This window comes from Terriglobia bacterium, from assembly GCA_020072815.1.
In the GTDB taxonomy this organism is placed as follows: domain Bacteria; phylum Acidobacteriota; class Terriglobia; order Terriglobales; family Acidobacteriaceae; genus Angelobacter.
Genome location: JAIQGE010000003.1, coordinates 38,718 through 51,247 on the forward strand (window position 1 = coordinate 38,718; position 12,530 = coordinate 51,247).

Below are 12,530 nucleotides of genomic sequence, written 5' to 3' on the forward strand. Positions count from 1 at the left end.
CGTGCACGTCCGGGTACTCTTACTATGGGAAAACTCAAAGCTCTCATCGGACTCTTGCTGGTAGTGGTGCTCTTCTACTCCTTGTGGAAGTGGATTCCGGTGAAGATGAACAACGCCGATTTTCAGGACGGCCTCGATGACATCGCCCGCCGCGTCAGCTACACCGGCACCAGTGATGATGACATCAAACAGATGGTGATCGCCAAGGGCAGGACGTTGGAAATCCCGCTGAAGGAAGACCAGATCACCGTAACCCATGGTACGACCGGGCTGGGAATCACCGTCCGCTACCACATCCATTATGATTTGGTGGTGCAATTGCCCTGGCTCGCGGATACTGACATTACAGCCAATTCGCTGAACAAACGCATCTAAGACACATGTAAGATATAATTGGTTTGTAAGAAAAATACTCCTCAGCACCAGCAGGTAACGCTCTGGCCCGCCATGAGTCTGAGAGAATCGAGTGGCGATTCCTGCCTGACTTGGAAACATGGCTATTAAGATAAAATTCCCTCGTGCCCGAGGCCTTCGCGGGGCCGTCAAGAGCCCGTTTGTCCGCGCCGGCCTGCTGTCCGTTCTGATCGTCGCCTTTGCGATGTTCGCCGTCTTCACTTACTACTACATCAAATACCAGAAGATCGTGGACACCCGCATGAGCGGGCAGATCTTCGCCAACACAGCCAAGATTTACGCCCAGCCGCGTTCCATCCGCGTGGGCCAAAAGGCCGACCCCAAGGAGATCGCCGGCTATTTGCGTCACGCGGGTTACAGCGAAAGCGCTGATCCTAATCAGTCCAAGTTCGGCCTCTACCGCGTGTTTCCCGGCGGGATTGAAATCCGTCCCGGCCAGGAATCGTTTTACAACGCGGAAGGCGCGGTGGTGCGCGTCCGCGACGGCCGGGTGGACCGCATCTCTCCCTCGGTGGACTCCGATGACAACCTGTCTGCGTACGAACTTGAGCCGCAACTGGTCACCGGCCTTTTTGACAGCCAGGCCCGCACCAAGCGTCGCCTGGTCAAGTACCAGGACGTCCCGCAAGTCATGGTGGACGCCGTCGTCGCCATTGAAGACCGCCGCTTCTTTCATCACGGAGGCGTCAACTACTGGCGCTTGATGAAGGCAGCGCTGATTGACCTGAAGGAAGGCGGCAACCGCCAGGGCGGTTCCACCATTACCATGCAAGTGGCCCGCGGGTTCTTCCTGAGTCCGGAAAAACGCATCAAGCGCAAGATGATTGAGATCATCATCTCCATTGAACTGGAGCAGCGTTTCTCCAAGCAGCAGATTTTTGAGCTCTACGCCAACCAAGTGGACATGGGGCAGCGCGGTTCATACACCATCACCGGTTTTGGCGAAGCCGCGCAGGCTTACTTCAGCAAAGACCTGAAAGACATCACGCTGCCGGAGGCCGCTTTGCTCGCCGGCCTGGTGCAGCGCCCCAGCTATCTTTCTCCTTATCGCCATCCCGACCGCGCGCTGGAACGCCGCAATCTGGTGCTGGAGTCCATGGTGGAAACTGGCGCCATCTCCCGCGCCGCGGCTGACGCCGCCAAGGCCACGCCGCTCAAACTTGCGCCCCAGAACGTGGAAGCCAGTGATGCCCCGTACTTTGTGGACCTGATTCGTGAACAGCTCATCGCCAAGTATGGCGACGAACTGAACGCCGGCGGCTATCGCATCTACACCACGCTTGATCCCTCGCTGCAACGCGCCGCCGCCGAAGCCGTGGAGACGTCCATCAAGGAAATTGACACGCAGATCAATCGCCTGCGCACCAAACGGGTCAAGACCGGCAAGAACAAATTTGAAACCAAGATCATGCCCGGACCCACCGCCCAGGTCGCGCTGATCGCGCTGGACCCGCACACCGGTGAAGTACTGGCCCTGGTGGGCGGACGCAACTACGGCTTCAGCCAGCTCAACCACATCATCGCCAAGCGGCCGACTGGGTCCATTTTCAAGCCGTTTGTGTATGCCGCAGCCATCAACAACGCCGTCACCAATGAGCAGCCGGTCTTTACCCCGGCCACTTTGGTTGACGATTCACCCACCGCCTTCATCAACGGCGAAGACGTGTACACCCCGCGCAATTATAAAGAGGAGTATCACGGCAAGGTGACGGCCCAGTATGCCATGGCCCACTCGCTCAACAACGCCACGGTCAAAGTTGCCGAGATGGTTGGATATGACAAAGTAGCCAATCTGGCGCGATCAGCGGGAATTTCTTCCGTCAAGGCCACGCCGGCCATGGCCCTGGGCTCGTATGACGCCACGCCCCTGGAGATGGCTGCGGCCTACACCGTATTCTCGAACGCCGGCCAGCGGCTCAATCCCACCATGCTCAAGTCCGTGCGTGACCCCAACGGCGATGTCATTGACAACTACCAGCCGGATCGAACGCAGGTGCTCGATCCTCGCGTGGCCTCGGTGATTACTGCCATGCTGGAAAATGTGATCAACACCGGCACCGCCGCCAACGTCCGTACCCGCGGTCTCACCGTGCCTGCGGCCGGCAAGACCGGAAGCTCCCACGATGCCTGGTTCGCCGGCTATACCTCCAACTTGCTGTGCATCGTGTGGGTCGGTTACGACGATTACAGCGATATCAAACTCAGCGGAGCCTCCCTGGCCTTGCCCGTCTGGACCGAATTCATGAAACGGGCCGTGAACCTGCCTGCGTACTCTGACACCCGTCCCTTTACCCCGACCCAGGGCGTGGTCCAGTTGGTGCTGGACAAGGCCACCAACCAGATCGCCACCCCGGCCTGCCCGGACGACTACAGTACGGCCTTCATTGACGGTACCCAGCCCACCCAGACCTGTGAACAGACCGCCGCCGAGCACGGAAATTTCTTCCAAAAGCTTCTGGGAATAGAGCCCAAACCGGCCTCTGCGGCGTCTAATACCACAAGCAATTCGGCCCCGGTTCGAGGGCAGCCGCCAGTGGCGTCGCAGAACCCCGGCCAGGCTGCCGCACCTGAAAAGAAGAGGGGCTTTTGGGGCCGCGTTTTTGGGGGTTCCAAAGCCGCAGATAAGGACGATAATAGGCCAAACAAAGCTGCCGCCGCCGGTCCCGGCTCGGACCGTCCGCCGCGGTAAGAGGGGGTCCCCCATGGGTTGCTTCAGTCGCTGGTTCAGCAGCTTGGTCCTTCTGGTTTTCGCGCTGCCGCTCCTGGGTCAGCCATCGGATGTTCGAGTTGGGCCGTCCCCGCTGCGCATTCCGCCGCCTTCTGACTCCTCCCCGGCCGCCGAACTGGAGACCCAGGGCGATACCCTGCGCGCGCAAAAGCTGTATCTGGATTCCATTGACTACTATCGCGCCGCCATCAAGAAAGCCGACTCTGCGGTGCTGCACAACAAAGTCGGAATTTCTTTCCTCCAGCTGCAACGCAACAATGAAGCCAAAAAAGAATTTCAAGAGGCCCTCAAGCGGGACACCCGCTATCCTGAGGCTTACAACAATCTGGGCGTGCTCCACTACAAAAACCAGCGCTATGGCGCGGCCGTCAAGGAATACCGCAAGGCCCTCAAGCTTACGGAAGCCAACGCCAGCTTCCACAGCAATCTGGGCACCGCGTACTTTGCGGAGAAAGATTACGAACGCGCCACCAAAGAATTCTCCCGCGCCTTGGAAATTGATCCCAGCATCTTTGATACCCGGCCTTCAGCCGGCGTAGCCGCTCGCCTGGTTTCTTCCAATGATCTGGGCCGCTTCCATTATGTGATGGCCCAGATGTACGGCCAAAAAGGCGACGTCGCACGCTGCCGCTACTATCTCAGCAAAGCCAATGAGGACGGCTTCTCCGTCCGCGACGCCCTGCGCGACAGCGTGTTCTCTGACCTGCGCAAAGACCCCAACTTCGTGGCCTTTGTCCGCTCCTTGAAGGTCGCACCCTCGGACAGCAACTGAGGTTGTCTGGTCGGGAAGTGTGGATCGCAGGCGCCCTCGCCTGCGCTGAAGGTGTTAGGGTCCCAAAACACCATCCATCCACGCGCCCGTCTCTTGATTTTCCGATCACGGCGATGTCGGCGATCACCGGGGCCCCCAAGCCCGCGCCGCCTTTGCGCGGCTTGGGGTGGGATTACGCGCGATGACGGCGATTCTTCCCCTCGCCTGCACAGGTTACTCTCGAACCCTGTCATTCTGAGCAAGCCCGAACGACCGAAGGGAAGTGAGGGCGCGTCGAAGGACCCCGAGGATCGTTGATCTACCATGCAGCTTCAAGGCGTTCTCACGACGCACCGCCCCCGCCTGTCTCTTGATTTTCCGATCACGGCGATGTCGGCGATCACGCGCGATGACGGCGATTCTTCCCGCCCTCGCCTGCGCTGAAGGTGTTAGGGTCCCAAGACACCATCCATCCACGCGCCCGTCTCTTGATTTTCCGATTCACGGCGATGTCGGCGATCACCGGTGCCCCCAAGCCCGCGCCGCCTTTGCGCGGCTTGGGGTGGGATTACGCGCGATCACGGCAATTCCCTACACCTTCGTCCGCGCATGAATATACGCGTCAATCACCTTTTCCAGCGTGCCCTGCGCCTCCAGAATGTATTCCACGGCGTCGCGTCCCGCGCCGTGGCCGCCCGGTGAAGGTGTCTGGTGATGTGCCATGGCTTTTACCTGTGGGCGGGCGTTGGCCACGGCGATTGCCAGCCCGCATCGCCGCATGATGGGCAAATCAATTACGTCGTCGCCGACGTAGGCAATCTCTTCCTCCCGCAATCCGCTCTCCGCCAGGATTTTGTCCAGGATCACCGACTTGTTCTCCGCGCCCTGGAACAGATAGTCAATCCGCAGATCGCGCGCGCGCAGCGCCACCGTCTCTGAAATCCGCTTGGTCACCATGCCCGTCTTGAGCCCGCCCAGCCGCGCCAGCGAGATGGCGGTGCCGTCGTGCGCGTGGAAGCCTTTGGCTTCGATCACGTTCTGGCTGACAATGCCGAAGCCCGGCGCGTCGCCATGCTGTTCGCGATGCGTGTCCGTGGCCCGCGCCCCTGCCGCCGGAGCAGGGAAGAACCATATGCTGCCGTCGGTGAGGACGCCATCCACGTCAAACAGAATCAGCTTTATTTTTTTCGCGCGCTCGCGTGCATCAGTCATGAGTAAATAGCCATTAGCTTTTAGCCCTTAGCCCTTAGCCCCTAGCATTCACCGCTGTCGTCTTCGAGCCGTTGTTCTTTAGCCCGCGCTCCCAACCCTACGACACAAAGCTAAAGGCTAACGGCTAATAGCTAAAGGCTGCTTTTATACCATTTGCGTTCCCCACAAATCATGCAGATGGATGATCCCTTGAACCGTCCCTTGCTCGTCGGTTACCACCAACGACGTAATCTTCTTCTGCTCCATGATGTTCAAGGCCGTCATGGCAAATTCGTCGGGTGCGATCGTCTTTGCGCCCGTGGTCAAACACTCGCCTGCGGTCAGGCTCAGGATGTCTTTGCGTTTCTCCAGCAGACGGCGCAGGTCGCCGTCGCTGATCACGCCCAGCAGCTTGCCTCCGTCCACCACGGTGGTAATGCCCAGCCCCTTGCGCGACATTTCGTAGATTACGTCCGGCATCTTCGTATCGCGATTCACCCGCGGCACCGCATCGCCAGAGTGCATGAGCTGTGCCACCCGCGCCAGCTTTTTTCCCAGCTTGCCCCCGGGATGCAGGTTGGCAAAATCTTCTTCTTTGAAGCCGCGCTTCACCGCCAGCGCCAGGGCCAGCGCGTCTCCCAGCGCCAGCATCGCGGTGGTGGAAGCCGACGGCGCCAGTCCCATGGGGCAGGCTTCTTTATCAATGGAGCAATCCAGCGCAACCTCCGCCGCCTGGGCCAGCGTGGACCGCTTGTGCGCGTTCGGCGGAAAAAGTTTGTCGCCGGTAATGGTGAGCAGGGTCACGCCGGTGCGCCGGATCGTCGCCAGCAACTGCAGGATCTCTTCCGTCTCGCCGCTGAAGGAGAGCGCCAGCACCACGTCGCCCTTCACCACCATGCCCAGGTCGCCGTGGACGGCGTCTGCGGGATGCATGTACAGCGCCGGCGTCCCCGTGGAGTTAAGCGTCGCGGCAATTTTCCTGGCGATGATCCCGCTCTTGCCCATCCCCGTGACTACGACTCGGCCGGTGCAGGAATGCAGCCGCTCCACGGCGCAGTCAAAGTCCTGCGCCATGGGGCCGGCAATGCGGTCGGCCAGTTCGCGCAGCGCCTCCGCTTCAATGCGGACTACGTTGGAGCCAGTGGATTTCACTCGTGAATAATACTAGCAGAGAGGAATTTCAATCGAGTTGAGTGTGGACCGCAGGCGCCCTCGCCTGCGCACGTTACTGTTAAAGTCTGTCATCCTGAGCAAGCACGAGTCCCGGCAAGCCGGGATGAGGGCGCGCCGAAGGACCCCGAGGATTTTTCAGCGACCATGCCGCTTCAGGGCGTTCTCAAAACGCCATCCATGCACCGTCCACGCGCCCGTCTCTAGATTTCCCGATTACGGCGATGCGGCGATTACGCGCGATGACGGCGATTCCTCCCCTCGCCTGTGCACGTTACTGTTAGACCCTGTCATCTTGAGCAAGTCCGAGTCCCGGCAATCCGGGATGAGGACGCGTCGAAAGATCCCGAGAATGTCTCACCCACCATGCTGCTCCAGGGCGTTTTCACGAGGAGGCCGTTCAGGACAACATTCGCTCAAGAGGATTTTGGACCGCAGGCGCCCTCGCCTGCGCTGAAGAATGCTGAGGTCGGCCCACATTCGCCGACCAACGATACCCGTGTGGCACAGCCGCCCTCGGCTGTGCGCTGGTGCGATTACGGCGATCTCTCTACACTCCTCCCAGCTCCGTCCCCGGCAACACCTCATTCGGCTTCATCCAATACGCCATGATCGCCCCAAACAACAACAAACCGATGCTCCCCAGAAACGGCAGGTCCCAGTTACCCGTCTTCTGGATTACATACCCGGCCACCAGCGGTGACACCGCGGCCGCCAGCGCCGACCCCACATTCATTAACCCGCTCGCCGTCCCAGAGAAACGAGGGGCAATGTCCATAGGAATCGCCCAGAACGGCCCGATGGTAAATTCCGCGAAGAAAAACGCCGCGCTCAGGCAGAGCGCCACCGTATTCAAGTCGTGCGACCGCAACACCGGAATCATGAAAGCCAGTGACAGCAGGAAGCCGCCGATCACCAGGTTCCGCCTCGCCTTATTGCGGTCCCCGGTCCTTTTCAGGATGTAGTCGCTCACCCACCCGCCTACAGCGTCACCCACCACGCCCAGCAAGTACACGCCGCTGGCGAACAGCGCGGAATTCTTCAGATTCAACTTGTAGCCGTGCATAAAGAACGAAGGCAGCCACGTCAGGTAGAGCCACAAGGTCCAGCCATAGCAGAAATACACCAGCGTCACCGGCGCCATCCGCAGGGTCAGCTTGCCCCACGGTATCGGGTCTTTCTTTCTGTCTTTTTTCGAAGAGTAGTTAGGAAGCACCGCCAGTTCCTGTTGCGTGATGCCGCGATGCGTACCGGGGTCGTCGCGGAAATAGAACCACCATACCAATACCCAGATCAGGCTGACTCCGCCCAGAACAATAAACGACACGCGCCATGAACCGCTGATCTTGATGAGCCATGCCACCAGGCCCGGAGTAAAAAAGTTCCCCAACCTGGCAAACGCATGTGTGATGCCCTGGGCGAATCCGCGCTTCTCCGCCGGCATCCAGTCCGCCAGCGCGCGCGTGGCCGTGGGAAACGTAGCGCCTTCACCCAGTCCCAGCAGGACGCGGGCCAGAATCAACGCCGTCAAGCCGCCCACCATGCCGGTCAGGATCGTCGCGCCCGCCCAGATCGCGCCGCACACCGTCAGTGTCAGACGGGCGCCAAAGCGGTCGCTCAGCCATCCTCCCCAGACTTGCAGCGCCAGATACGCCCAGCCAAACGCCGAGAACACCCAGCCCAGTTCCACTGTGCTGAGATGCAGGTCCTTCTGGAATACCGGACCAGCCGTGTTCACGTTGATCCGGTCAATGTACGTGAGTCCGTACATCAGGCAGACCATCAGCAACACCAGGTTGGTGGAGGAGAAGACTCTTCTTAAGAAACTGTACTCTTCGCTGGAGGGAGCAAGACTGCCGTTAGGTGCGGCCATAGTTTTTTCCGCCGCAAGTTCTATCAGGAAAGAACGCCTTCGGCAACCGTCTTCTTTGCTCCACCCTGATGTGCCTCCACCAGGCTGTTCAGCGCCGCCGCCGCGCCTCCCGCTTTGTGCGGGACACCCGCCAGCTTCAGTCCCATCTCCACGCCGCTCAGCGTCCCGGCCAGCATCAGGTCGTTGAAGTGGCCCAGATGCCCGATGCGAAACACTTTGCCCGCCAGCTTCGCCAGGCCCGTCCCCAGTGACATATCGAAGTTTTCCAGGATCACTTCGCGCAACCGGTCGGCGTCATGGCCTTGCGGCATCAGCACCGCAGTGAGCGACGACGAATACTCCTTCGGCTCTTCGCACAGCACTTCCAGCCCCCACTCCCGCACCGCCGTTCGCGTCGCTTCCGCATGGCGGTCATGCCGCGCAAAGACATTTTGCAGGCCTTCTTCATGCAGCATCTGCAGCGCTTCGCGCAACCCCCACAGCAGGTTGGTCGCCGGCGTGTACGGGAAAAATCCCGAGCGATTGGGCTTGAGCATTTCCTGCCAGTCCCAGTAGTAGCGCGTCAGTTTCGCCGTTTTGCTGGCTGCCAGGGCTCTTTCGGAAATCGCGTTGAAACTCAGCCCCGGCGGCAGCATCAGGCCTTTTTGCGACCCCGCCACCGTCACGTCCACGCCCCACTCGTCATGCCGGTAGTCCATCGAAGCCAGCGACGAAATCGTATCCACCATCAGCAGCGACGGATGCTTTGCCTTGTCCATCGCCCGGCGAATCTCCGCGATCTGGCTCGTCGCTCCCGTGGACGTCTCGTTGTGCACCACCATCACCGCTTTGATGGCGTGGCCCTTATCTTCGCTCAGCCGCTGCTCGGCGTCTTGGGGCGACGCTCCGCGTCTCCAGTTTCCCGGCACGTAGTCCACCTGGATGCTATGGCGCTGCGCCACATCGCGCCACAAGTTGGAGAAGTGGCCGGTCTCGAACATCAGCACGTGGTCGCCCGGCGAAAGCGTGTTCACAATCGCCGCCTCCCACGCGCCTGATCCCGATGCTGGATAAATCACCACCGGCCCCTTGGTCCCGAACACCGGACGCAGCGCGTCCAGCACCTCGCAGCCCAGCACGGCGAACTCTGGCCCGCGATGGTCAATTACCGGGCGGTCCATCGCCCGCAGCACGCGGTCAGGTACGTTGGTGGGTCCGGGAATCTGTAGAAAATGGCGGCCTGTGTGGATCGTCATTGGTGTCGCTCCGCTCCACACCGCCTCACGGCTTTGTGGCTCTGGGATTCTCCTGCACGCGTTAAAGGCCGCTCGGCGCGTGGCTCGGCCTCACGGCTGATATTTTCGGAGCAGGATGTGGAGAGATCGTAACCATCGTTCGATTTCTCCCGCTTCAGTTTAAAACAATTGCAGACGCAGGTGCGCGACGAACAATTGTCAGTAGTGGATAATCGAGTGTTGCTGGAACTCGGGCATTTTTGGCCACTTCCTTCCGATCCGTGTCATCCGTGCCAATCAGTGGTAAGCGTTTCGCTTCCTCCGTGTCTCCGTGCCTCCGTGGTGAAGGTTGGCGCGGGCGCGAGTATCACAGCTCCTTCACCTTCCGCTCCAACTCCTTGGCAATCTCCTCCGCGTCCGCGCTTTGCTCAAACCTCACCGGATCGCCGATCCTCACCTGCACCGCGCCCGGTGGCGCGTAATGCTTCTTCGCCGCCCGGAACGGGAACAGCCCGTCAATCCGCATGGGGATCACCGGTAGGTCCAAGTGCGTAGCCAGCAACCCAATCCCGCTGCGGAAAGGACTCATCTCTCCGGTCTCCGTGCGCCGCCCTTCGGGGAAGATGACCACGTTGAACCCCTTGTCCGCCGCCTCGCCGGCGAAGCGGAAGCTCTCGCGGTACTTGGCTTTCTGCGGCAAGGAAAACACGTTGAAGAACAGGGCTACCAGCATGTAGCGCACCGGCATCCACCAGCGCGTCAGAAAGAACGTGTCTTTGGGTGGATGCACCCAGCTGCGCAGCATTTCGCCTTGCATGGCCACCGCCAGCCGCGTTCGCAGCCGGAAGGGAAGCGCCGCCATCAGGAACCCGATGTCAATCTGCGAAACATGATTGCTGATAATCAGAGCCGGCCCTTGGAAGTCTTTCAGCTTCTCGCGGCCAATCACCTTCGGACGCGCCATCACCTTGATGTAGGGCAGCGTGACCAGATGAAATGCCGCCGCGCGGATCCACGTAAACGGCCAGCGTTGCGCCCAGCGCGCGTAAGGATAATCCTGCGGCTGCTCCGGCTCCGCCGCTGGCTTCTTCTTCAGCAACTGTTCCAGGTCGGCGACGGTGGTCGCCTGCGAGAACTCGCCATCACTCAAGTCCACCTGGTAGCGATTCTCCAGCGCCGCCACCAACTCCACGCGGTCCAGTGAACTCAAATTCAAGTCATCTTCCAGCCGCGCGCCTGGCCGCAACTCCACTTTCCTTCCCGCAATGCCCTGGATCAACTCCTGCAACGTTCCCGACGAAGCCGTCGCAGTGGCCGCAGCGCCGTGGCCATTCATCTGTGCTTCCGCCACCCGCCTGATCACTTCCAGCTTGGGCTTCTGCGTGGACGTCCTCGGGAAATCCTCGTCCGGCCACGCGTACCACGCGCGAATCTTCTGGAAGTCTGCCAGCGTCTGGTTGGCCGCGCCCACCACCGAACTGGCGGACGCTCCGTCGCGCAACAGCAGCACCGCGCACGCTTCCGCGTTCCCGCCGCGCGCCGTGCCAAACACCACGCAGTCGCGGACGTCCGCCTGCTTGCGCAGAGCCTGCTCCAAATCCTCGGGATAAACCTTCAGCCCCGCCGCCGTCACAATCACATTCTTGCTGCGGCCCTTGAAATACAGATTGCCTTCCGCATCCAGCGCGCCCAAATCTCCGGTGCGGAACCAGCCTTCCACGCCCGCAACCGGCTTCAGCTCTTTCCCTTGCCAGTATTGCTGCGCCACGTTGGATCCCCGCACCAGGATCTCTCCGGTCTCGGGATCAAGCTTCATCTCCCGCCCTGGAAGCACCTTGCCAATGGACCTTCTTCCCGGCTTGAACGGATGGTTCAAACTCACTAGCGAACTGGTCTCGGTGAGCCCGTAACCCTGCACCATGCCGTAGCCAATCCGCCGCCAGAACTCCTCTGTCACTTGGTCCAGAGCCGCCCCGCCGCAAACAACCGCCCAGAATTTCCACCCAAGATAACGGTGTACTTTCCGGAACCGCCACACCCGCTTCAGGAAGCGTTCATTCTCGGCAATGTCCCAATGCTTGCGGATGGCCGGCGCCAAATCCTGCTCCAGCCTGTTCTTGACCGACTCCACCACCCGCGGCACCGCGATCAGCACAGACACGCGTTCCCGCCGGATGCTCGCGATGACTTCGCCCGGCTTGAATTCGTCCTGGAAGAACACCGCGGCCCTGATCACCGGCGGGATGAACATTCCCATCGTCTGCCCGAAGACATGGCTCAGCGGCAGCATGTGCAGAAAACGCACCGGATGAAACATCCTCTGGTAGCGGCGATACTTTGGGATCTCGCGCTCAATGGGATCAACCGAGGTCAGGATGTTACCGTGCGTCAGCACCACGCCCCGCGGCTCTGCCGTGGTGCCCGACGTAAAGATGATCTGCGCCGGATCGTCACGGGTGAGGGCAGCCGGAGCATACGGCTCCGCGGACCGCGCAGCCAGAACTTCGCTCAGCGACTCCAGTTCCATATGCGGCCGCGCGCCGGCGTGCGCAGCAAGTGCGCTGGAACAAACCAATAGCTTGGCGTCCACGTCCGCCGCCACGCGCTGGGCAAAATCCGGCGCGGCAATCTTGTCCATGGGCACGGCCACTGCCCCGCGCAGCATGCAGCCAAAGAACGCCGCTACCCATTCCGCGCAGTTGTCGCCCCACAGCATCACCCGGTCGCCTTTGCCGATGTTGCGGGCTTCCAGCTCGCGCGCAAAACGAAACGCCAGCTCGCCCACCTGCCGGTACGTCCAACGCAGCGTGCGGTAGCCGCGCCGGTACACAAAGGCCGTATCGTTCTTGAGCGACAGATGAAGCTGAGCGTAGTCTGCGAGTGAATGCGGCATCTGTACTTAACATACCGATTCCTTGAGAGGCGCGTAAAGCGGCAAAGCACGGCATAGTGGGTAATGCGGGGTCATCGTGCCTTTTAGTCGCGAAGGATGGTTGGGGATCAAGAGAACTCGTATGGCACAGCCGCCCTCGGCTGTGCACTTTGAATCGAGGTACAGACCGCAGCCCCCTCGGCTGCTCCGCCGTTCTTGAAGGATGAAGGCTTGGATTCAGATTCGGCGACCAACGATACCCGTGCGGCACAGACACCGGGGTCCCCAGCACGCGCTTCGCTCCGCTGGTGTTCATA

The 12,530-nt window shown here is 60.6% G+C and carries 8 protein-coding genes; 3 read left to right on the forward strand and 5 right to left on the reverse strand.

Going from position 1 to position 12,530, the window contains the following annotated elements; translation table 11 throughout:
- The first annotated feature begins 24 nt into the window (after positions 1-24).
- The 3 genes from LAO20_05360 (at position 25) to LAO20_05370 (ending at position 3,914) form a co-directional block, all read left to right on the forward strand.
- Positions 25-375, forward strand: coding sequence for a hypothetical protein (locus tag LAO20_05360; protein ID MBZ5530839.1), 351 nt, complete (start codon positions 25-27; stop codon positions 373-375).
- A gap of 118 nt (positions 376-493) precedes the next feature.
- Positions 494-3,103: a PBP1A family penicillin-binding protein gene (locus tag LAO20_05365; GenBank protein MBZ5530840.1), complete on the forward strand. Its 2,610-nt coding sequence runs from the start codon at positions 494-496 to the stop codon at positions 3,101-3,103.
- A 13-nt stretch (positions 3,104-3,116) separates the two neighbouring features.
- The gene (locus LAO20_05370) at positions 3,117-3,914 is read left to right on the forward strand and encodes a tetratricopeptide repeat protein (protein ID MBZ5530841.1); all 798 of its coding nucleotides are present in this window, start codon (positions 3,117-3,119) and stop codon (positions 3,912-3,914) included.
- 570 nt (positions 3,915-4,484) lie between these two features.
- On the opposite strand, the gene LAO20_05375 is transcribed toward LAO20_05370, so the two are convergent.
- From LAO20_05375 to LAO20_05395, 5 genes are all read right to left on the reverse strand, one after another.
- A complete protein-coding gene (locus LAO20_05375) occupies positions 4,485-5,105 on the reverse strand; it encodes an HAD hydrolase family protein (protein MBZ5530842.1) in 621 nt (206 codons plus the stop codon).
- A 144-nt stretch (positions 5,106-5,249) separates the two neighbouring features.
- Positions 5,250-6,158: a KpsF/GutQ family sugar-phosphate isomerase gene (locus tag LAO20_05380; GenBank protein ID MBZ5530843.1), complete on the reverse strand. Its 909-nt coding sequence runs from the start codon at positions 6,156-6,158 to the stop codon at positions 5,250-5,252.
- A 646-nt stretch (positions 6,159-6,804) separates the two neighbouring features.
- Positions 6,805-8,127 carry an MFS transporter gene (locus LAO20_05385; GenBank protein ID MBZ5530844.1) on the reverse strand — a complete coding sequence of 441 codons (1,323 nt, stop codon included), beginning with the start codon at positions 8,125-8,127 and terminating at the stop codon, positions 6,805-6,807.
- Between the two features lie 23 nt (positions 8,128-8,150).
- Positions 8,151-9,362 (reverse strand): aminotransferase class V-fold PLP-dependent enzyme, encoded by a 1,212-nt coding sequence (locus tag LAO20_05390; GenBank protein ID MBZ5530845.1) that lies wholly within the window; start codon positions 9,360-9,362, stop codon positions 8,151-8,153.
- 346 nt (positions 9,363-9,708) lie between these two features.
- Positions 9,709-12,234 carry an AMP-binding protein gene (locus tag LAO20_05395; protein MBZ5530846.1) on the reverse strand — a complete coding sequence of 842 codons (2,526 nt, stop codon included), beginning with the start codon at positions 12,232-12,234 and terminating at the stop codon, positions 9,709-9,711.
- Positions 12,235-12,530: the final 296 nt, after the last annotated feature.

What these genes read in the sequence shown, in the direction of transcription:
- LAO20_05360 (MBZ5530839.1), top strand. Translation starts at nt 25, where the DNA reads ATGGGAAAACTCAAAGCTCTCATCGGACTCTTGCTGGTAGTGGTGCTC.
- LAO20_05365 (MBZ5530840.1), top strand. Translation starts at nt 494, where the DNA reads ATGGCTATTAAGATAAAATTCCCTCGTGCCCGAGGCCTTCGCGGGGCC.
- LAO20_05370 (MBZ5530841.1), top strand. Translation starts at nt 3,117, where the DNA reads ATGGGTTGCTTCAGTCGCTGGTTCAGCAGCTTGGTCCTTCTGGTTTTC.
- LAO20_05375 (MBZ5530842.1), bottom strand. Translation starts at nt 5,105, where the DNA reads ATGACTGATGCACGCGAGCGCGCGAAAAAAATAAAGCTGATTCTGTTT.
- LAO20_05380 (MBZ5530843.1), bottom strand. Translation starts at nt 6,158, where the DNA reads ATGGCGCAGGACTTTGACTGCGCCGTGGAGCGGCTGCATTCCTGCACC.
- LAO20_05385 (MBZ5530844.1), bottom strand. Translation starts at nt 8,127, where the DNA reads ATGGCCGCACCTAACGGCAGTCTTGCTCCCTCCAGCGAAGAGTACAGT.
- LAO20_05390 (MBZ5530845.1), bottom strand. Translation starts at nt 9,362, where the DNA reads ATGACGATCCACACAGGCCGCCATTTTCTACAGATTCCCGGACCCACC.
- LAO20_05395 (MBZ5530846.1), bottom strand. Translation starts at nt 12,234, where the DNA reads ATGCCGCATTCACTCGCAGACTACGCTCAGCTTCATCTGTCGCTCAAG.